The organism is Pseudoalteromonas sp. G5_S1_54_S4 (genome assembly GCF_054968565.1).
Genome location: NZ_JBQKUL010000013.1, coordinates 1 through 22,244, shown reverse-complemented (window position 1 = coordinate 22,244; position 22,244 = coordinate 1). Strand labels below are relative to the sequence as shown.

The window sequence follows — 22,244 nt, the reverse complement described above, 5'->3', positions numbered from 1 at the left end:
TTAACATAACCAAAAATAATGGCAGTTTAATGACATAAAAAAACCCGCACAGTGTGCGGGTTGTTTTATATCGCAAGGTTTATTGCGCTACTTTTTCATCCGCCGCTTTTACAAAATCTGCGGCAAAGTCCATAACATGGAACAAAAAGCTTTGCTCATTAGTTCCAGTCACTAAGTGGGCACCAGGTCCGGTTGCATACACACCTACATCTTCACCGGCGTGGGTTTCTGATGATAGTGGCACAAGTGCTTCTTGGTGAAAGCCCGGCGTTGTAGTATCAACATTGCTTAAATCAACGCGCCCTGTAACGGGTGCAAAGTTATATCCTTCATCTGCATCGGTTTCATTGCCTAAGTCTCTAAAGCCACCACCATTAGTGTAACCAACCGTAGTATAAGGCATATCATCGGCAGCTAAACTTGGCTCTGTTTGGCCTACACCAACCACTTTACCCAATATTGGGTTGCCACGCTTAGGGTAACCCGCAATAGTAAACACATGGCTGTGATCGGCCGTGACCACGATTAGTGTTTCTTCTGGGTTAGTATTTTCCATCGCCACTTTTACTGCATTCGCTAACTCAATAGTGTCGTTTAATGCATTGTAAGCGTTACCCGCATGGTGGGCGTGATCAATACGGCCCGACTCAACTGTTAAGAAAAAGCCTTTATCATTGTTATCTAAAACATTAATAGCTTTTTCGGTCATTTGCGATAGCGAAGGCTCACCAGCGATATCGTTACCGCGGTCTGCTTCGTATTGCATGTGCGATTCGTTAAATAAACCAAATACCTTTGTGGCATCATCGCTAATGGCATCAAACCCAGTTTGATCCATTACGTAAGTACCAGTCGGGTAAGTTGTTTGCCATTCTGTCACTAAATTACGCGCATCAGTACGGTCGCCTTCAACAGCACTCACCGCATCTGCAGAATTAAAGGCTGCATCTTTAGGTAAAAAATGACGACGCCCGCCACCCATAACCACTTCGATTCCGTCTACATCAACACCACTAAAACGGGCTTCTAAGTTCTTTTCAAAATTAACCAGCTGTGAAGCAATATCTTCACAATTGGCTGACTCTGAAGCTGGCATATCTGAAATATCTTCCCAGTTACGATCAGCCGACTTAGCATAAGTTGCCGCAGGCGTTGCATGGGTAATACGTGCCGTAGAAACAATACCGGTAGATTTACCGGCAATTTCCGCAAGCTCTAACGAAGTAACAAGCTCATGCCCTTTGCCTGATGCACAATTACCACGCTCAACCGCTTCATCAATACCAATTACACCCACATCGGTTTTTACACCAGAGGCCATTGCTGTCATCGTACCGGCAGAATCTGGTGTTTGTGCATCTACGTTATAAGTTTTTACAAACCCAGAATACGGCATAGTTTCAAAGCTTAATTGGTGATCTTCACCCATTTCACCCTGCAACTGCCCCGCTAAAATACGCGCCGCCGTTATGGTAGAAATACCCATACCATCACCAACAAACAAGATCACGTTTTTCGCTTTACCTGACTCTGTTACTACCTTACTTGCTGCATCTTGCGCACTAGCAAGTTTAGTTTGTGCGTCGCTAAACCAAGCATTGTTACTTAATGAAGCGAGCTGTTCACTCGTTAATGAGGTAGCTGGGTCGTTACATACTAAGTTAGTGTGCGTTACTTCGTTGCTCTCTAATTGCCCATTAGTATTGGTATCAACACCGCTTTGCGTTTCTACGCCGCCATTAACACATTGTGCTGAGCCTACTGCGATTTGGTTATCTACCGCTAAAATATTATTACTGTTTTTGTCGTCATCACTCGAACACCCAGTTAATGCGACCATTACTGCTAAAGAAAGTACTGTTAATTTATTCATGTGAGCCGCCATTATTGCTGAGTTAGTTCAAGAGCTTGATTAATTAAATGAAATACAACGTTTTGTTCTATAACACCTTGAGCAAGGTGAGCACCTGGGCCCATTGCATGCAATGAAATATCTTCACCTGCATGCGTTTCAGAGCCAAGTGGAACAGTAGCCTCTTGGTGAAAACCTGGCGTATTTGTATCAACACCATTTAGCTCAACACGTCCTGCAACCGCAGCTGTTTCATAGCTTGCATCTGCATCCGTTTCATCAACTAAGTTTCTAAAACCGAGGCCATTTGCATAACCTACTGTGGTGTATGGCATGTTATCAGCAGCTAGCGTTGGTGTAGTTTGGCCAACACCAACCACTTTACCTAAAATTGGGTTACCACGTTTCGGGTAACCTGCAATAGTAAACACATGGCTGTGATCGGCTGTAACTAAAATAAGCGTTTCTTCAGGGTCGGTGTTATCAACGGCAGCTTGAACGGCTTTTGCAAATTCAATAGTGTCGTTAAGTGCATTAAAAGCATTACCCGCATGGTGAGCATGGTCAATACGGCCCGACTCTACGGTTAAGAAAAAGCCTTTTTCGTTTTTACCCAGTACATCAATCGCTTTAGTTGTCATATCGGTAAGCGACGGCTCACCAGCTATATCGTTGGCACGGTCAGCTTCGTATTGCATGTGCGATTCGTTAAATAAGCCAAAGACTTGGGTTGCATCATCGGCAATAGCATCAAATCCGGCTTGGTCCATCACATAAGTGCCATTTGGATATTGTGTTTGCCATTCAGTAACAAGGTTGCGCTCATCAGTACGATCGCCTTCTACGGCGCTCATTGCATCATTTGAATTTGCCGATGCATCTTTAGGTAAAAAATGACGACGGCCGCCACCCATTACAAAGTCTAAGCCATCAACATCGGTACCTATAAAACGCGCTTCTAGGTTTTTTTCAAAGTTAACTAGCTGTGAGGCAATATCTTCACAGCCTGCATTAACTGCTGCCTCAGGCATGTCTGAGATATCTTCCCAGTTGCGATCAGCCGATTTAGCATACGTTGCACCCGGTGTTGCGTGAGTGATACGTGCAGTTGAAACAACACCGGTAGCTAAGCCTTTAATTTCAGCCAGCTCCGTGGCTGTTAATAACTCATTACCGATAGCCGTTGCACAGTTACCTCGTTCAACCTTTTCATCAACCCCAATAACACCCACATCGGTTTTTACACCTGAGATCATGGCCGTCATGGTGCCTGCAGAGTCTGGCGTTTGTGCGTCAACATTGTAGGTTTTAACTTGTGCTGAATACGGGAATTTTTCAAAGCTTAAGTAGCCTTCTTCACCGAGCTGGTTGTTTCGTTGACCTTGTAAAATACGCGCCGCTGTTAAGGTAGAAATACCCATGCCATCGCCAACAAATAAAATTACATTTTTAGCTTTGGTGCTTTTAACCGCTTGTGCTTGCGTTGTTTTAGTTGTTAGTTTTGTTTGTGCGGCACTGTACCAGCTGCTGTCTTTTTGACTTTGCGGTAGAACATTGGCATGACTAACGGCACTAAACGCACAGGTGAGTGCGATTGCCGCAGCGACTTTTTTAATTTTCATCCGTAATTCCCATTATGTAGTGGTTATTTTTAAAAACTGTGAGCTCAAAAACATCAACCGCTGCACTATAGGAAATAGATGTTACTAATAAAGGTAATTTTAATGACAAGAAGGTGACAGCCAAATTTTATATCAATAACACCTACTTTGTATTTCCATCGACTGCTTAACCCTTCTCATAATATATGTAACAGCTCTATAAAAGCACATCACAATATATTAGTTTATTGATCTCTTGCTTGAGCCTAAGCTTGCTATTGCCTACAATAGCGCATAATTAATTCAACGCAGATCACTATTATGACTGATACAAACAAACCAGAATTACCTAATCAACTGTCTATTAACCCACGTAGCAAATTTTATGTAGAAGAAGTATTTGAACATGAAATCGGTATTACACTTAACGGTAAAGAGCGTTTTGACGTTGAAGAGTACTGCATCAGCGAAGGTTGGATAAAAGTAGCGGCACCTAAAGCGCTAGACCGTCGCGGCCAGCCATTACTTATGAAAGTAAAAGGCACTGTAGAAGCGTTTTACAAGTAATAGCTTACTTGTAAAAAGAAAAGCGACACCTTACTGGGTAGTCGCTTTTTTTGTGCCTTTTAAAAACAGCTTTAACATGTTGAACTTTTTTCATACTCAACCTGATGAAGTTTCATTATGAATTTTCAAAAAGTATGTTTGAATAGCTTTAATTATTTAGACGTATAGAAGTCCATTATGAGCAAGTTAATAATATTAGATGGCGGCATGGGTCGTGAACTCAAACGCATGGGCGCGCCGTTTTCACAGCCACTGTGGAGTGCGCAAGCTTTAATAGAAGCACCGCAATGTGTAACCCAAGCACACCAAGGTTTTATAGATGCTGGCGCTGAAATAATTACTGTTAACAGCTATGCATGTGTCCCCTTTCACTTGGAAGAATTTGAATGGCAACTAGCTGATGGCGCAAGCGCTATTTCTTACTCTTTTTCTGCCAACGGTGAGCACTTTTTAGTTTTAGACAGCCTTGGTTTTTTAAACGTGCTTGAGGCGCATGCGCACGACGATCACATACACTGGGAGCTAGCAGGTCAAGTTGATATTACACAAGAAGATGTAACAACTATGCCTGAAGGCATGAAGTTTAGTATGACAGTAGCGAAAAATGGTCAGTTTGCTTACGTAGCCGACCCAATAGCCCAACACGTTGTGCAAGTTCACCTAGAAGACTTAGAAATTGAAGGTGAACTAGAACTTACATTCCCACCAGTCGCGATCACTTGGTTAGGTATTGCACAAGAGGAAGAGCACGACCACGTACATTAATTTTACGCTTTAAAAAGAGCACTCCCTTGAAGGTTGGCATTTTAATGCCAACCTTTTTTATTCACATTTTGTAACAGACCTTTTATCGTAAGTGCATCGCTATTTTGCACCTTATTGTTATGATGGGATCGCTATTAATATAGGACGTAATCCCATGAAAAAACTAACAACATTGGCTCTTGCCTTGGCTGCAGCAATCGCGCCGAGTGTATCGGCCTATGAGACTAAAGACACTCGTTTACTTCGCTTTCCAGATATTCATAACCAAACCGTTACTTTTGTCTACAGTGGCGATATTTATATTGCGAATACGCAAACAGGCGAAAGCAAACGCTTAACCGACCATATTGGCTTTGAAACATTTCCTAAGTTTTCCCCTGACGGTAAGCGCATTGCATTTTCAGCCGAGTATAACGGTAGCCGACAAATTTATGTGATCAACAGTGACGGTTCAAACCTAAAACAACTTACTTATTATAATGACGTTGGCCCAATGCCACCGCGTGGAGGTTTTGATTACCGCGTTTTAGATTGGACCGCCGACGGTAAAAATGTGGTATTTAGAGCTAACCGCACACCATGGGGAAAACGTATGGGCCGCCCTTACATGGTTCCTGCAGATGGCGGACTTGAACAGCCATTAGCGATTCCAGAAACTGGTGGCGGCATGCTATCTCCAGATGGCAGCAAATATGTTTATACGCCAATTGACCGAGAGTTTCGTACGTGGAAACGTACTCGTGGTGGTCGTGCGCAAGATGTATGGATTTATGATTTAGAAAAAAACACCTCAGAACAACTAACTACAAACCGTGCAACCGACCAGCAACCAACTTGGGTCGGTGACAATATTTACTTTGTGTCTGACCGTGATTACACGCTAAACCTTTACCAGTACCGCAAAGGCAGCGAACCAAAAAAACTTACCAACTATAAAAACTTTGACGTACTTTGGCCTTCAGCTGGCCCAAATGCGATTGTTTATGAAAACGGCGGTTATTTATATCGCTTTGACGCAAAAACACAAAAAAGCGCTAAGCTAAGCATTAACATTGCTGGCGTGCGCCAATACGCAATGCCGTATAGCAAAAATGTTAGCGATTTTATTGATTCTATGTCGCTCTCTCACGATGGTAAACGTGCTGTATTTACTGCCCGTGGTGAGTTGTTTAGTGTACCAATTAAACAAGGGCCTACACGCAACTTATCTTACACAGAAAAAAGCCGCGAAATAGATGCAAGCTGGTCACCAAATGGGCGCTACATAACCTACATGAGCGATGAAAGCGGCGAGTACGAAATTTACTTAAAAGATCGCAGTAAAAATAATGCTATTAAGCAACTCACTAGCAATGGCACTATTTGGCGCTTTACGCCCATTTGGTCACCAGATAGCTCTAAATTGTTGTTTTCAGATAAAAACAACACACTTTGGTGGTTAGATGCAAAATCGGGCAAGCAACACAAAATTGATACCGGTATTTACGACGAAGATGGCATTACTCAATATACTTGGTCGCCTAACAGCCAAGACATTGTATTTGTTAAAAATAACGAAAACCGTTATGCCTCGCTATGGCACTACAACCTTAAAAAGAAAAAGGTAACGCGCTTAACAGACGAAATGAGTAATGAGCAAAACCCTACTTTTTCGCCTGATGGTCAATACCTTTACTTTAGCTCAGAGCGCGACTTTAATCTGGCATTTAGTAGCTACGAGTTTGATTACATGTTTAATCGAGCAACCCGTATTTATGCAGCTGCAGTAAACGATAGCGTTAAACCGCTTATTGCCTTACATAGTGACGAAGCCACGATTGTCCAAGATAAAGAAGATGAAAAAGAAGACGACAAAAAAGTTAAAAATGCACTGCAAAGCAATGACTTTATGCAACGTGTTACCGCACTTAATGCCCCTGCGGGCGATTACCGTGGCTTAACCGCAGTAAAAGACGGCGTACTGACTCTTGCTAATGGCGGTTTACAGCTAATAGGCACCGATCACAACAGTGAGCTAGAAACAGTCGCCAAAGGCGTTAGTAATTACACTATTTCAAGCAATAGCGAACACCTACTTGTACATACAGGTGGCGGTTACAGCTTAATTGAACCTAAGCCAAAACAAGACCTAGACGCAAATAAGCTCGATTTAAGCAAAATGACGCTTAAAATTAATCCGCAAGCAGAGTGGCAACAAATGTATGTTGAGGGTTGGCGTACACTGCGTGACTGGTTCTACGATGAAAACCACCACGGTCAAGATTGGAATGCTATTTTAGCAAAGTACCAACCTATGGCTGATGCCATTAGCCATCGTAGCGACCTTGATTATGTTCTTAGCGAAATTGCCGGTGAAATTAACTCTGGCCATATTTATGTGCAGTCGGGTGATATGCCAAAAGCAGAGCGTAAAAACCATGGTTTATTAGGCGCTAAGCTTGCAAGCGACCCATCTGGTTATGTAAGAATAGAACAAATCTTTAAAGGTGAAAACTGGCATGACGATTTCCGTTCACCGCTTGGCACCACAGGCGTAAAAGTACATAACGGCGATTATATTATTGCGGTAAATGGCCGCTCGGTAAAAGACGTTGCTAACTTTTACGAACTCCTTGAAAACACCCAGGGTGAGCAAGTAGAGCTAGTGCTAAACAACAAGCCGCGTAGCAAAGGCGCATGGCAAATAACGGTAAAACCGATAGCAAGTGAGCAAGGCCTACGTTATTTAGACTGGGTTAATTCGCGTGCAGCCTACGTTAATAAGCTATCAAATGGGCGTATTGGCTATGTGCACCTGCCAAATACAGCCTATGAGGGCAACCGCGCCATGTTTAAAAACTACATGCCGCAAACAACCAAAGATGCCATGATTATTGATGACCGTTACAATGGCGGCGGTTTTATTCCTGAGCATATGATCACCTGGCTTGCGCGTAAACCGCTTAACTATTGGAAACGCCGTGGTGTAGAGCCAACTAAAACACCGCAGTTTGCACACAATGGTCCTAAAGCCATGCTAATAAATGGCTATTCAAGTTCTGGTGGTGACGCAATTCCTTACTACTTCCGCCAAGCTGGTCTAGGTAAGCTAATTGGTACCCGTACATGGGGTGGTTTAATTGGTATTTCTGGTAACCCAAGCCTTGTAGACGGCGGGCAAGTAATTGCTGCTACATTCCGTATTTTAGATACAAAAGGTAACTGGATCATAGAAAACGAAGGTGTTGCACCAGATATTAAAGTAATTGACCGCCCAGAGCTTATTTATAAAGGCCAAGATCCATCAATAGAGCGTGCAGTACAAGAGTTATTAAAGGAGCTTAAAGAAAACCCTAAGCAACCTTTAGTGGTGCCACCAGCACCTACTGATTTTTAATTTGCTGCATAACAATATTAGCTAATAAAAAAACCCTGCAAATTTGCAGGGTTTTTAATAATTCGAGTTTAATGACTTATATGTATTAAGGCTTATCTTTTTCTCCAGCCGCTCCATACGTCATCTTCTTGGTTGGATTTTTTCTTCTTTTTCTTACCTGTGCCTTCAGGCTTTGCCATTGGCTTATCGTTTTTAAGTGCTTGTGCTGCATCAAGATTGCCTTGGTTTACCGCAAAACCCGTTACTTCTTCACGCTCTAAACGAAGTTTGTTTTTCTTTTCAATGATTCTAAAGTGATGGAAGTCGTCATAATCAATTAATGATAACGCTAAACCAACTTCACCAGCACGGCCGCTTCGGCCAATACGGTGCATGTAATCAGCAGGGCTACGCGGTAAGTTAAAGTTAATTACTACTGGTAGCTTTTCAATATCTAAACCACGGGCTGCAATGTCGGTGGCAATTAGTACTTCTATTTCGCCAGCTTTAAATTTTTCAATTACGCGAGTACGCTCACTTTGACCTTTATCACCATGGAATACTTGTGCGTTCACGCCGCGTTTTTCAAGCTTGCTGGCTAAGTGCTCACAATCTTTTTTAGCATTGACAAAAATCAGCGCTTGGCGCCATTTATGCTGCTTAATTAAATGCGCCAAAACCGTGGTTTTTTCACCTTTATTAACCGTAAATACACGCTGTACTAAAGTGCTTTCGTCTTTGCTTTGAACTTGTATTTCAACAGGATTGGTTAACAGCTTTTGTGTTAATTGTGTGACTTGCTCTGGGAAAGTCGCTGAAAACAACATGGTTTGCTTTTTAGCCGGCATTAATGCCAATAGCTCAGCAAGCTCTTCAGTAAAGCCAAGGCTTAACATGCGATCAGCTTCATCAAGCACTAAGGTTGAAACTTTATCAAGCTTAATAGCATTGCTTGATATTAAGTCGAGTAAACGCCCTGGGGTTGCCACGATGATATCAGCACCGCCGCGAAGTGCTTGCATCTGGGTATTAACCGACACACCACCAAATACCGCCACCGTTTTAATGGCGCCATTAAAATTAGCAGAATACGATTTAACACTATCGGCTACCTGCACTGCCAGCTCGCGAGTAGGTACCAAAATAAGCCCTGTTACAAAGTTGCCTTTGCTCGCTGCTTTTTTAGCACCTTGCGCTAAAAATAGCGTTTGTAGCATAGGCAAAGCAAAGGTTGCTGTTTTACCTGAGCCGGTATTTGCCCCCGCAATTAAGTCACTCCCCGCCAAGATACTTGGAATTGCTTTTGCCTGAATCGGCGTAGGTTGCGAGTATTCAAGATCAGACAAACGAGCAATTAGCTCTGGAATAAGGCCAAGTTCGTTGAAATTACTAGGATTTGCGGATGAGGTCATAAAAGGTGCGGGCTCATTACTAAAAATAGCCTGTAATTTTAGCGCATTTACTGTCCGTTAAGTAGGGGTTAGTGATTTAAATCTCTTTATGGATAACAGCTGCGCGATTCGCGCAACAAGTTACGAGCAGGTTTCTGATATTTTTAGATAAGAGCTTATCCCACACTTTGTCATAAAAGACTTGTTTTGGTAGGTCTCTACTATTCTAAGATACAAAGTGACCTGCACGCTCAACTAACTCAGGGTAATGTATTATTGAAAACTCTTGATTTTGATTCCAACTAAAGTCATGTAAGATCATATCTCCAAGTTCTTCAGTACCTCTTTGAATTTCTGTAGATTTAACTCCACTTTTTCCTAATAACTTACTTATAACACTGATAATCTTACCTTCCGAAGCTACCTTTGAGTACAAATTCGACTCAGGATTATTCATTTTATTAATAAATATATCCCAATTTTGCTGGTTAGTATCAGTTCGAAACTTATTTTTCCACATTGGAATCGTGATTTTATACAATTCTGGCTTACTTATTTTTAATATCGCTAAAAATGCTAATGGTAATGTATACAATCTTTCTTTAGTCGTTAATTGAATAGCTTGAAGAATCTTAACTGCCTGCTCAATATCACGTAAACCTGCATCACATAAAACCGCAGTTTGAGCCAACAAATAAGCGTTACCATTATTATGTACAGCAATTAACTTATCATCACTAATAAGCTCTGTTTTCCATAAGTACTCTGAGTAAGACAAGCGATTTGGTGACGGTAGATGATAAATTTGATCGAAAAATCTATTTAGGTATTTTTTAGATTCAAAATTATTACCATAAATAGCCTTGATCGAATGACTTAATTGCTCGGAGGCGGTAGCTACCACAAAGTAAACGCGGGGTATTTGGAATAAATGTTTAATCGTCTCGAGTAGTTCAATAGCATAACTAGGCCTACATCTATCGAGTTCATCTACGAATATAAAAATTGGTTTTTTATCATTACCCGCCTTTTTAGCGATCGCCTCTAAATTAACCTTAAAAGTAGTAATACTACTTTCAATACTATCTTGATGTTCTAAAGCAATATTTGTTGCTTGAGTTGTTAGCCCTTCAACTAATTTATTTGTATCTTTTTTATCTATATTAGAAGCTTTGTTTTCCTCACCATCACTCTCAATTAATTCGTTTATTTGATCGAGAGAGTTGCCTGTCAATCTTTTTGCTATAAAGGATAAAAGCAATGGAGCAGCAGCAAGCTTAAATTTATTCCATTTAGTTTTTTGGCTTGCATTAGCCTTTTTATCAAAAAAGGGTTTTAATTCTTTATCAATAGCAGAAATAAAACCAAGCAAAGGGTTATCTGTAAAGTCCTTCTCCCAAGCGTTAAAATAAACAACTTCACAACCTTCAAATTTTAAATCTCTTCGCCAGTTTGTAAGAAAATAGGTTTTACCAAACCCCCACTCTGCATCAATATTTAAAACAAAAGGCTCATCTTTTTTTATTGTAAATCGATTGAGTAAGTATGCAGTTAGATACTTTGCATCTTCCTTTCTATTTAGCTTATCGTCATTCCATGGTGCCATTTTCAGAGTTCCTGATTTTGTTTATAGATATATCGTCATTGAATCATAAATAAACAAACTTTAACTTCTATTAAGAATAACTAGCTTATTTAGATTCTGCTTTAGCGACCATTACTAAGTTCTGCTTGTAACCTAGCCCTAGTTTCTTTTAAGTAATTTATATAAGGATATGAGTCATTTGCAATTGCTAGAGCAGATTCCATATTTTCAAGCGCTTGACGAGTATCACCTTGCATTTCATAACCGTAGGATAAGGCTGAAAGCGCATCGACTGATTTTGGGTAGTTTTTTATATTGTACTTAAACACCTCTATAGCGAGGTTAAACTGCTTGCTGTCCGTTAGGTTGTAACCAAGTAATCTAACAGCACGATCTGGTGGAGATATCTGCTCGCCCCATTGTTGAGATAATGTTTTGTAATAAACATCAATAGAGGCTACATCGTCAGTTAAAGCACTTATAGGCATTTGTTTAGGTAAAAATAAGTTGTAGTAGGCATTAAATACGCCAGCAGCAGCGGTTAAGTTATGCGAGATACCATCAAACGCATCACTAGAGAAGCGTAACCCTGGCACTTTATGTGATTGCAGTGATTGCTGTAATTCATCATACCTTTCACGCATTATGCCGGCTTCTTCGCCAATATTAATGTAAACGTAATTGTTAAGTTCTTTCGTTTTAGTTATAAACGATTTTGTGCTTTTTACCATTGCGCCATAGTTCCACCAAACCGCAGGGCTATAAGCAATGTGCGCTTGAAATAGTTCGGGATTTGCCTGCAAAGCATATAGCGCAAATACACCACCAGCGGAGGCGCCAGCAATCACTTTATAGTCATGCGTACGATAATTTTTATTAACGAGAGGAATAAGCTCTTGTTCAAAGAACGCTAAAAATTTTGCTGCGCCGCCCCCTTCACCGACAGGACCTTGCGGCTCTTTATTCACTGTAGGATAAAAATCTCTAAGTCGATTAGTGTTTTCAATAGCGACAATAATAACCTCTGGAGCACGATTATCATTTTGTAAACGCTCAATAACAGCACTCGCAAGCGGTATATTACCCGCCCCATCTAAGCGATAAACAACTGGGTATACCTTATTTGGCTGAGCTTGGTAGCTTTTAGGCAATTGCACGACAACTGTGCGTTCTTCGTTTAAAACAACCGATTTAATAGTATGTGTGTACTGAGAGTAATCTGTACTTTGCTGTTTAGTGCCAGATTGTGCAAAGGCACTTTGTGAACTAAAAATACTAAAGCTAACAAAACAAATAACGGTTAATAAACGCATGACTAATCCCTTAGAGAATAAAATAATAAGTTACTTAAGCTAACAGAGTTTCAGGCACAAAAAAAGCGCCTTAAGCGCTTTTTTAACATTAATAAAAATCTATAACCATTTGATTTTACTCAACTGTAACCGATTTTGCTAAGTTACGTGGCTGGTCAACATCTGTGCCTTTAATGACCGCTACATAGTACGACAGCAACTGTAGTGGAATTGTATATACAACAGGGGCAATTACGTCATCTACGTGGTTTACGTTGATTACACGCATTGTGTCGTCTGACTCAAAGTGTGAATCTTTATCAGCGAATACATAGATGATGCCGCCACGTGCACGTACTTCTTCTACGTTTGATTTAAGCTTTTCAAGCAATTCATTGTTTGGGGCTACAACAATAATTGGCATGTCGGCATCAATTAGCGCTAATGGGCCGTGTTTAAGCTCACCTGCTGCGTATGCTTCAGCGTGAATATATGAAATCTCTTTAAGCTTAAGCGCGCCTTCCATTGCGATTGGGTATTGCGACCCGCGACCTAAAAACAGTGAGTGGTGCTTGTCAGCAAACTCTTCTGCAAGGTCTGCAATGCCATCAGCTAATAGTAGCGTTTCTTCTAATTTAGCTGGAAGCAATTTAATAGCGTTAACAATCGTACTTTGATCTAATCCTTTTTCTTGCGCAATAGACGCAGTAAGCATTAACAAACCAACAAGCTGCGTAGTAAATGCTTTAGTAGATGCAACGCCAATTTCAGCACCAGCTTTGGTCATAAAGGCAAGGTCTGATTCTCGTACAAGCGATGAGCCTGGTACGTTACAAATAGTCATTGACCCCATATAACCTTGCTCTTTAGCTAAACGCAGTGCAGCTAAAGTATCAGCCGTTTCACCTGACTGTGAAATCGTTACTAGCAGACTATTTTCGTGTACAAACGATTGACGGTAACGGAACTCAGAGGCAATTTCTACGTTACAACTAACACCTGCAAATTGCTCAAGCCAGTAACGAGCAACCATACCTGAGTGGTATGACGTACCACAGGCAATAATCTGTACGTGTTTTACGTCTTTAAATATTTGCTGTGCGCTATCGCCAAAAGCATCAATAGCTACGCGGTCATCGTTTAAACGTCCTTCAAGGGTGTTACGTACTGCAAGTGGCTGCTCATAAATTTCTTTTAGCATGTAGTGACGGTAATCACCTTTGCCTGATGCATCTTGTGTGATGTTTGATTCAACAACCTCACGTTCAACCGCGTTGCCATCGGCATCAAAAATTTCTACGGTGTCGCGAGTAATGCGCGCTACATCACCTTCTTCTAAGAAGATAAAGCTGCGAGTCACCGGTAATAATGCAAGTTGATCAGAGGCAATAAAGTTTTCACCAAGGCCTAAACCAATAACTAACGGGCTGCCTGAGCGCGCTACAATAATTTCGTTATCATTCGCTTTATCGAACACAACGGTACCAAATGCGCCTTCAAACTGTTTAACAGCTGCTTGAACTGACGCTAATAAAGTGGTGTGCTGCTGACGTAACTGATGAATTAAATGCACCATGACTTCAGTGTCGGTGTCTGATAAAAACTCGTAACCGTCGCCTTTAAGCGCTGCACGCAAGCTTGCGTGGTTTTCAATGATACCATTATGTACAAGCGCTAATTGATTGCTTGAAACATGTGGGTGCGCATTGGCTTCAGTTACACCGCCATGAGTTGCCCAACGAGTGTGTGCAATACCTGTGTGACCGCTAACACCAGCTTGTTCAAGTGCTGACTCTAAGTTTACAACCTTACCTACTGCTTTAACTGTATTAAGTGTATTGCCTTCAAATAAAGCTACACCTGCTGAGTCATAACCGCGGTACTCAAGACGCTTAAGGCCTTCAACTAAGATTTTATTTACTGGACGTTCTGCAACAGCCCCAACGATTCCACACATAGTGTCTCCATTAATTTTTTAATTCTAGCAACTCACGATGTAGTTGCTATTCCATAATTTCTGCGCAAATTAGTTTTACACCACACGCCTCTATGGCTGCACGTTTATCACTTGCTAAGCCACTGTCGGTTATTAATGTGGTTACTGTTTGCCACGGTAATTCTAAATTTGGTATTTTTCGGCCAATCTTTTCTGACTCAACCAGCACAATAACTTCGCGCGCCGCTTTAGCCATCACTTGGCTTAATCCAACAAGTTCATTAAACGTGGTTGTTCCACGCGCTACATCAATGCCATCGGCACCAATAAATAGTTGATCAAAATCATATGAGCATAGAACATTTTCAGCTACTTGCCCTTGAAACGATTCTGAATGCGGATCCCACGTGCCACCTGTCATTAAAAGTGTTGGCTCATTTTCAAGTGCTAATAAACGCGTTGCCACTTTAATCGCGTTAGTCATAACAACTAACCCCTGCTTGGTAGCCAACTCAGGGATCATCGCTGCAGTGGTGCGCCCACTGTCTATAATAATGCGATTATGATCTTTTATAAGCGCAGCTGCCGCTTTGGCAATGGCCACTTTGCGCTTAGAATCAATCTCATCGCTAACAATCTCTTTTGGTAGCGCAATAGCACCGCCGTAACGGCGCAGCAATAAGCCACTTTTTTCAAGCGAGGTTAAGTCTTTTCGAATAGTTACTTCTGATGTTTGAAACTGTTCAGCTAAAATATCAACGGCCACTTCACCAAGCTCATTTACTTGGCTAAGGATCAGATGACGGCGTTGCTGGGTGTTTCGTTTGGTCATTAAGTAACTACTATTAAGTTTCGTTTCGAAAGTTAGGGGATTTTAAACGAAACATAATAAATGGCAAGTGAATGCATAAAAAAAGCGCAGTTTTATTCAAATTATCATCATGCTCAAAGTAGGTTAAGCTAGACACCATTATTTAAGTTAAACAAAATTGATATGCAGCCATTTAATAGTATTAGTAAAGAGAATCTAGCGCAGCGAAAAGCTGTGCACGAAATTTGCCGCTTATTTAATAAAAGCCCCAGTAAAGGTAATTTAAAGCGAATAAAAGAATTATGCTCACACTGTGGTGATGGAGTAATTATTGAAGCGGGCTTTCATTGTGACTATGGCTCGCAAATACATATAGGTGATCGTACTTTTATAAACATTAACTGCACTGTGTTGGATGCGCCAATAAATGAAGGAGCCATAAGCATTGGCGACGATTGTTTAATCGGCCCAAACGTTCAACTTTTGGCAGTATCTCATGCGGTTAACCCCACAGAGCGACTCAATAAAGAAAACTTTACTGCGCCGATTACTATTGGCAATAACGTGTGGATTGGGGCGGGAGTTATCGTTTTAGCGGGTGTTAGCATTGGCGATAACACTGTTGTGGGCGCAGGGTCGGTAGTAACCAAAGACGTGGCTGCGAACACTGTTGTTGCCGGTAACCCCGCGATAAAGCTCAAGGATATTTAACACGCTAAAGCCCGCCCTAAAGGTCGTCGTTTACGGCGATATTTAATTTATATTGAGCTAGCCTTTAATTCCTAATTCAACCCTTAATTGTTCAATATCTTTATGCTGCTCAAAATACTGTACAACAGCTTGAATCTGTTGTTGCTTTATACCTTCAAAATTATCGGTTAGGTAATCTTTAATCTCACCAAAATTCCACGTTAATTTCATTTCCGTCGGGATTTTGGTTAGGGCAGTAAACACCTCTTCAATCGTTTTATCGTCAAGTAAAAAACGAATAAACTGCATTACGGCTAAGTTCTCTGGGTTATCTGAGTATTTTTCTGCCTCTGCAACACGAGTAAGAACTTGTTCTGGCGTTTCATAAATTAAAGCTTGTTCTGCAATATTGGTCTGTAAATCTGCTATTACTTCTTTAATCTCATTATTTTCTGAGCTGCGGAATTGTTTAAATAGTATTGAGTGCGATTTTAGAGCTGAGGGAAAGTCTTTTTTCTGGCAATATACAGCACTCTGGCCACACATCGCTTTAGCTACCCGAATTTGAATCTCTTCGTTCGCTGAGCCTTTGAACTGCTCAATCAAGCTTGCATAACTGTTGAGTGCGTCTTTAAAATTTTCTTGCTTACCATAAGTAGCACCTTGGTTAAACATCGCTTTAGCCACTTGAATTTGAATCTCTTCATTCGGTGAAGCTTTGAACTGCTCAATCAAGCTTGCGTAACTGTTGAGTGCGTCTTCAAACTTTTCTTGCTGACCATAAGTAACGCCTTGATTACCCATCGCCTTAGCCACTTGGATTTGAATCCCTTCATTCGATGAGTCTTTGAACTGCTCAATTAAGGTTGCGTAGCTGTTGAGCTCGTCATCAGACTTGCCTTGCTGACCATAAGTAATACCTTGGTTCATCAGTGTGACAGCATAAAGTTCGGGCTCTTCTTTTTGATCTAATAACTGCAATACTTTTGCCCAAGCTTTTAAAGCCTCATCGTATTCACCCTTTTCAAATGCACTTAAACCAACTTTAAACCAATCTTTAGCTGAAGCCCTTGTAGGAGATTTGTTGTGTTTACTTAAATCTTTACCTGTTTCCCCTTTATTTGAGGTAATAATTCTTTTACTTTCTTCTATTAGATCACGCTCAATTTTATTTAGTGCAGCACTCGCTTCTGTTGCTAACTTTTCGGCTCGCTCTTTTAGCTCAAAGCTCACCTTTTCGAGCTCAACTTTGGTCTCTGAAATTAATTTATCTTTATTATCTAATAACCATTTTTCCATATGACTTTCTGAGGCTGTATTAGCAGCCTGCTTGGCTTCGTATACCGCTCTGTTTTTTGCACTAAAACCGAGAGCAATTGCAGCAACCGTGATAATCAAACCAAAAATAGTTAATGCCAAGCCCCACTTATTAGTATTACTTGCTATGTCAGAAATCCGCCTATCAACCCCATTCAACTGATTAGTTTGCAGCTTTTCTTGCGCTTCGAGTTTAGTCTGTAAGTTAGCAAGTTGAACTTTGAGTGCTTGCTGCGCCGCTTCTAAGGTCTTAAAATCATTACCGAGTGATTTTTGTTGTTGTAGCTTTTCATCTAGCCGAACAAGCTGGCTTTGCATACTAAACAGTTGCTGATACATCAGATCTTGGCTATTTTGCGTATTAGCTATAATAGGAGCAGAATTTACAGGCGTTGAATTAGGTGTTGCTGTAGCAAAAGCTACGCTAGGTAAGCCCCATAAAAAAACAAGTAGTAATAAAAAACGCATCAATCATCCCTAAAATAAATTTGCTTTGCCAGGTTGTATAACCACATAGTAGCCTTTTAATCTAACCGAGTTTTGTAGCACATACCACATAAAACCAATCATTTATAAAATATTTTAAGTTATATTTTTAATGCTAAATCAACCTAAAGATCAGCGGGCTTACCAATATTAGTCCGCAACCAAAGCCCACTTTAACTTGCCATGCTTTATATTTACCTGTGACTTTAATTCCTAACAGTGGGCTTAATAAGTCGATACGGCGCGCAGCAATAAACACCAACCAACAAATAATGAAAGTGAGGCTGAGTATAAGTAATGGCTCCACAAAACCACCTAATTGCAGCTTCGACAAATAAAACGCAAGGCCAATAATCACACTTTGATGCAATAGATAAAAAGGGAATACTGCACCGTTTAATAAAGCCAGTTTAGGGTGATCGTGATTCAAAAAACGTTGTGCTAGTGCCAGCATTAACAACACGCCCATTAATCGTTGCGCAGTATACAGCATATCCATGCTGGTAATTTGCCATTGGCTAGCAGCAGGGTTTTGCCAAATCGTGTTGTAACACAGCACAACAACTATATAACCTAAAGTGAATACCACTAATAGCACTCGCCAATGGCGAAGTAGCTGGCTATAAAATGCAGGCTGCCAAGCAAGCAAGTAACCATAAAGTAAGAACAGCGCGCCCATGGGGTATCGGAAAGTATCACTCGGCCAGCTCAGTTTTAAAATACACAGCGGCAATAGCAATACAATAAAAACTGTAAATAACGAGCGCCCACATAAACGCGTGATTATTGTATGCACAGTAGCGTGATGAAGCAGCGGCATTGCTAGCACCAGCAATAAAGTAAATTGCCATAACGAACGTAAGTACCAAAGGTGATTCACATCGACATGAGGCCAAATCCCTGCTTGATAGCGCTCGAATAAAGGGTTGGTTAAATCAAAAAACTGGCTGTAAAACTGCCAAAAGCCCATAGCTAAACTGGCTTCTTGGCTCATTTGCGCATAAAGCTGAATAGGCACAATAAACCAAATGCCAAACAATAAAGGCAGTAATATTTTTACACTTCGCGTAGTTAAAAACATACCTAGACTAAAGCGCGCAACAATAAAGCGCAGCGCCACACCTGAAATAAACCAAATTAATCCCATTCGCCATGGCGACAATAAAAGCATAATGCTTTCAATACCGCTGGATAAGTACTGACTTTTAAAATGAAAGCCCCAATTTTCACTATATAACATGCCGGTGTGGTAAAAAATTAATAAGCCAAAGGCAAGTACTCTCAGCCAATCTAAATCATAACGGCGAGATGGTAACTCTTCGCCTTGGTTAAACACATTTACCCAAGGTTTTAATAGCGTACGTGTTGTATTTTTAATGACTATTTTAAGATTCATAGAAGATTTAACTTATGAGTAATTAATAACAACTATGGACAACACACTGTGTTAAGCAATCACAAAAGGCTTATAAAACAGTCAATAGGGATAAACGGTGGATATCAGGGATGATATAAACTTGGTGTTTTATCACTCTCTTGCTAGTCTAATTGCGGTCTTTTAAAGAGTTACAATAATAATGATCACTTTATCGCACTTTCAGCGCTATCAAACTTGGTACGCGGCTTTATTTTTATGTAGTTATATTTTTATAAACAACACCATTAATGCCAGCTCAAATATTATGGAAGCCCAACGTGATGGCGCACTTCCTTTTATGCTCTGGGAGCCCTTTGTGTGGGAATACTCGAGTGCTATTGGCACTTTATTATTGTTTCCGGCTTTAGTTTGGTTATTAAAAGCTAAGCCCTTTAATTGGCAAAAAATCTCTCATTCAATATTACTGTACTTAGTAGCGAGCATTGCTTTTTCGTTATTACATATTGGTATTATGGTCGCTATCCGCAAACTCATTTACACCATGCAGGGTATGCAATATGACTTTGGGTTAGTGTGGTTTGAGTTACTTTATGAATACCGCAAAGATTTGTGGGGATTCTTATTTTTGATTATTGTTATTAAAACCTATCAATATGTCGTGAGCCAATTAACAGGTGAAGCAGCCCCGATCAGTCAAGGCGAAGATACTGCTGAACATGTAAGCTTAGACAGGCTACTGGTAAAAAAGCTGGGAAAAGAATTTATTGTTCGCGTAGCAGAAGTAGATTGGCTTGAATCAAATGGCAATTATGTAAATCTACATATTGGCGCTCGAATTTACCCTTTTCGTGCAACCATGACACAACTTATAACTCAGTTAGAGCCACAAGGATTTTGCCGCATTCACCGTTCTCATGCGGTTAGATTAGACGCGGTTGAATCAATCACGCCATTAGCAAGTGGCGATAGTGAAGTAAAGCTCACTACAGGCAAAGTGCTAAACCTGTCACGTCGCTATAAAGAACAATTTAAGGAACTGTTAAATTCAACTACAAGTCATTCTTAACTCACGCTATGTTAAGCTAACCTACTTTAGGTTAGCCGCATTCATTTTTTCGGAGTAGTTTAGTACGTGCCTTTAAATCGATTTATCCGCATTTTGCCATTAGTGTTAATTTTATCCGGTTGTGAAACCACACCCGAACAGCCATCTTCACAACCTGATATTAAAGCTAACCCGAATATTGTTGTTAAAGAACAAAACGAAAATATTGAGCAAATAGCTCCCTTAAGTCCTCAGAAACTCGATGATGTGTGGCAACGCATCAGAACGCAGCTTACATTTGCCAATTCTAGCCACCCAGATGTACAGCAACGTATTGCATGGTATTTATCGCACCCAAATTACATGGATGAAATTAGTCGCCGTGCTGAGCCTTACCTTTATTATATAGCCACAGAGGTTGAAAAGCGGAACTTACCCATAGAATTAGCATTAATGCCGCTAATTGAAAGTGACTTTGATGCCAGTGCCTATTCGCACAAGCATGCATCTGGACTTTGGCAATTAACGCCTGCCATCGCTAAATATTTTAAAGTGCAAATATCCTCTTGGTATGACGGACGTCAGGACGTAATAGACAGTACCCGAGCAGCGTTGGATTTTATGGAATATTTACACAGGCGCTTTGATGGTGATTGGTATCACGCTATAGCAGCCTATAACTTAGGTGAAGGTCGTGTACTTAGAGCAATTAGTAATAATAAAAAACAAGGCAAACCCACTGATTTTTTCAATTTAAAACTGCCCAAACAAACCAGTCAGTACGTGCCAAAATTACTAGCTGCGGCACAATTATTAAAAAGCCAAAAAATGGCTTTTCCTACAATTTCAAACAGCCCAACAATTGCAGTATTGCCTATTGATGACGCTGTTATTTTAGATAACCAAAAGCAATGGCAGCAACTTGAATTTTTAAACCATGGTGTGATCCGCTTTCCAGCAATTATTGATGCGCCCCACATTGTTGTCCCAGTTGCTGAACAAACACAATTTAAAGACATGCTCGCTAATCTTGATTCCAATGATTATAGTCAGTGGCAACACTACACAGTAAAACGTGGCGATAGCTTAAGTGTTATAGCGAAACGCTACAAAGTGGGTATTAGCCAACTCAAAGCGTTTAACGATCTAAAAAGTAACACCATTAGAATTGGCCAAAAGCTTGTGCTCCCTCAATTAGCCGATACCCAAATTGAACATCAGGTTAAATCGGGTGATAGCTTATGGAAAATTTCCAGTCACTACAAAGTCAGTATTACTAAACTAAAACAATGGAATAACCTTTCGAGCGACCATTTAAAAATAGGTAAAAAGCTTACTGTATTCTTATCTAATCGCTAACGACCTCGCTAATTATTAAATATATGGACTGATGAATTTATCAGCCCATATACCCTTCAAAAGACCTAATACCAACCCGCAATAATACTCAATCATTTTGCGGGGCTAAACGTGTCGCTATCTGTGTTAAAAAATTCTCATTTAGAACAACTAAATAGCGAATTTATTGCCTAGCTATCAACCCGTTTTTCCTGCCTCAAAATAGACCGCTTAATTAAGCGAATTGGTATAAATTTAGATTCGAGCTTGCACATATTTGGCGTCGGCGCGTTCCTTCGTAGTGACCACGCAGTAGAATATCGTAGTGCCTACAGCGCTCTAGAGCCACACAGCAAGGTACACTTATGTTTTTTAATGGGATGAATTGGACTCTGAGGTAGTCGGTGCGTTCTTTTACCCATGAGTTTCGTAATACTCAACCCACGCTACGAAGTACAGGTTGACACTGTGCAACTGATAGCTGATAGCTGACGGCTGATAGCTAATATTTTTACTTTCCTGCAGACGTAAAAAAGCCCGGCTCTTTTGAGTCGGGCTTGCTTGTATTTGGAGTCGGTGCGCTACGCAGTAGAATGTCGTAGTGCCCACAGCGCTAGAGAGCCACATAGCAAATGGGATACTATTATTGTGTCGGGGCGGCCTTGTGCGGGGCTCGCCTTCGCGCTGTTTTGTTTGATGTATAGAAATACGAATGCCATGGAGCATAGGATGTACGAGAGCGGCCACTACTGAGTTCGGCATGGGGTCTTGGCTTTGGGGTTTCACTTTCCTGCAGACGTAAAAAAGCCCGACTATTTCTAGTCGGGCTTTCTCA

Annotated in this window: 15 protein-coding genes; 6 read left to right on the top strand and 9 right to left on the bottom strand. The window is 40.8% G+C overall.

From position 1 onward, the window contains the following. Positions 1 to 79: 79 nt before the first annotated feature. Positions 80 to 1,873, bottom strand: coding sequence for an alkaline phosphatase (locus ACTRWE_RS07190; protein WP_013466245.1), 1,794 nt, complete (start codon positions 1,871 to 1,873; stop codon positions 80 to 82). Between the two features lie 11 nt (positions 1,874 to 1,884). Further along, positions 1,885 to 3,474: an alkaline phosphatase gene (locus ACTRWE_RS07185; RefSeq protein ID WP_013466246.1), complete on the bottom strand. Its 1,590-nt coding sequence runs from the start codon at positions 3,472 to 3,474 to the stop codon at positions 1,885 to 1,887. Positions 3,475 to 3,774: 300 nt separating this feature from the next. Here ACTRWE_RS07185 and ACTRWE_RS07180 point away from each other — a divergent pair, with 300 nt between their 5' ends. The 3 genes from ACTRWE_RS07180 (at position 3,775) to ACTRWE_RS07170 (ending at position 8,161) form a co-directional block, all read left to right on the top strand. Further along, the gene (locus ACTRWE_RS07180) at positions 3,775 to 4,020 is read left to right on the top strand and encodes a DUF3297 family protein (protein ID WP_008112798.1); all 246 of its coding nucleotides are present in this window, start codon (positions 3,775 to 3,777) and stop codon (positions 4,018 to 4,020) included. A gap of 177 nt (positions 4,021 to 4,197) precedes the next feature. Further along, positions 4,198 to 4,785, top strand: a complete 588-nt coding sequence (locus ACTRWE_RS07175) for a homocysteine S-methyltransferase family protein (protein ID WP_013466248.1) — start codon at positions 4,198 to 4,200, stop codon at positions 4,783 to 4,785. Between the two features lie 154 nt (positions 4,786 to 4,939). Further along, complete coding sequence (locus tag ACTRWE_RS07170) at positions 4,940 to 8,161, top strand: S41 family peptidase (RefSeq protein ID WP_013466249.1); 3,222 nt, start codon at positions 4,940 to 4,942, stop codon at positions 8,159 to 8,161. 92 nt (positions 8,162 to 8,253) lie between these two features. On the opposite strand, the gene ACTRWE_RS07165 is transcribed toward ACTRWE_RS07170, so the two are convergent. From ACTRWE_RS07165 to ACTRWE_RS07145, 5 genes are all read right to left on the bottom strand, one after another. Continuing rightward, positions 8,254 to 9,552, bottom strand: a complete 1,299-nt coding sequence (locus tag ACTRWE_RS07165; protein WP_013466250.1) for a DEAD/DEAH box helicase — start codon at positions 9,550 to 9,552, stop codon at positions 8,254 to 8,256. 205 nt (positions 9,553 to 9,757) lie between these two features. After that, positions 9,758 to 11,137, bottom strand: coding sequence for a KAP family P-loop NTPase fold protein (locus ACTRWE_RS07160; RefSeq protein WP_013466251.1), 1,380 nt, complete (start codon positions 11,135 to 11,137; stop codon positions 9,758 to 9,760). Positions 11,138 to 11,238: 101 nt separating this feature from the next. Continuing rightward, positions 11,239 to 12,429 carry an alpha/beta hydrolase-fold protein gene (locus ACTRWE_RS07155; RefSeq protein ID WP_013466252.1) on the bottom strand — a complete coding sequence of 397 codons (1,191 nt, stop codon included), beginning with the start codon at positions 12,427 to 12,429 and terminating at the stop codon, positions 11,239 to 11,241. 115 nt (positions 12,430 to 12,544) lie between these two features. Beyond that, positions 12,545 to 14,365, bottom strand: a complete 1,821-nt coding sequence (glmS, locus tag ACTRWE_RS07150) for a glutamine--fructose-6-phosphate transaminase (isomerizing) (protein WP_462879745.1) — start codon at positions 14,363 to 14,365, stop codon at positions 12,545 to 12,547. Positions 14,366 to 14,411: 46 nt separating this feature from the next. Next, a complete protein-coding gene (locus ACTRWE_RS07145; RefSeq protein WP_462879744.1) occupies positions 14,412 to 15,176 on the bottom strand; it encodes a DeoR/GlpR family DNA-binding transcription regulator in 765 nt (254 codons plus the stop codon). Positions 15,177 to 15,338: 162 nt separating this feature from the next. Here ACTRWE_RS07145 and ACTRWE_RS07140 point away from each other — a divergent pair, with 162 nt between their 5' ends. Continuing rightward, entirely contained in the window at positions 15,339 to 15,866 is a 528-nt protein-coding gene (locus ACTRWE_RS07140; RefSeq protein WP_462879743.1) for a sugar O-acetyltransferase, read from the top strand. A gap of 57 nt (positions 15,867 to 15,923) precedes the next feature. Here the strand turns inward: ACTRWE_RS07140 and ACTRWE_RS07135 are convergent, their stop codons facing one another. Together ACTRWE_RS07135 and ACTRWE_RS07130 are read right to left on the bottom strand one after the other, a co-directional pair. Beyond that, the gene (locus ACTRWE_RS07135) at positions 15,924 to 17,630 is read right to left on the bottom strand and encodes a tetratricopeptide repeat protein (RefSeq protein WP_462879742.1); all 1,707 of its coding nucleotides are present in this window, start codon (positions 17,628 to 17,630) and stop codon (positions 15,924 to 15,926) included. Positions 17,631 to 17,763: 133 nt separating this feature from the next. Beyond that, on the bottom strand, positions 17,764 to 19,044 hold the full coding sequence (locus tag ACTRWE_RS07130) for an acyltransferase family protein (RefSeq protein ID WP_462879741.1): 1,281 nt from the start codon (positions 19,042 to 19,044) through the stop codon (positions 17,764 to 17,766). A 184-nt stretch (positions 19,045 to 19,228) separates the two neighbouring features. Here ACTRWE_RS07130 and ACTRWE_RS07125 point away from each other — a divergent pair, with 184 nt between their 5' ends. Then, positions 19,229 to 20,092: a LytR/AlgR family response regulator transcription factor gene (locus tag ACTRWE_RS07125; protein ID WP_462879749.1), complete on the top strand. Its 864-nt coding sequence runs from the start codon at positions 19,229 to 19,231 to the stop codon at positions 20,090 to 20,092. 66 nt (positions 20,093 to 20,158) lie between these two features. Further along, a complete protein-coding gene (locus ACTRWE_RS07120) occupies positions 20,159 to 21,430 on the top strand; it encodes a LysM peptidoglycan-binding domain-containing protein (RefSeq protein ID WP_462879740.1) in 1,272 nt (423 codons plus the stop codon). The last annotated feature ends 814 nt before the right edge of the window (positions 21,431 to 22,244 follow it).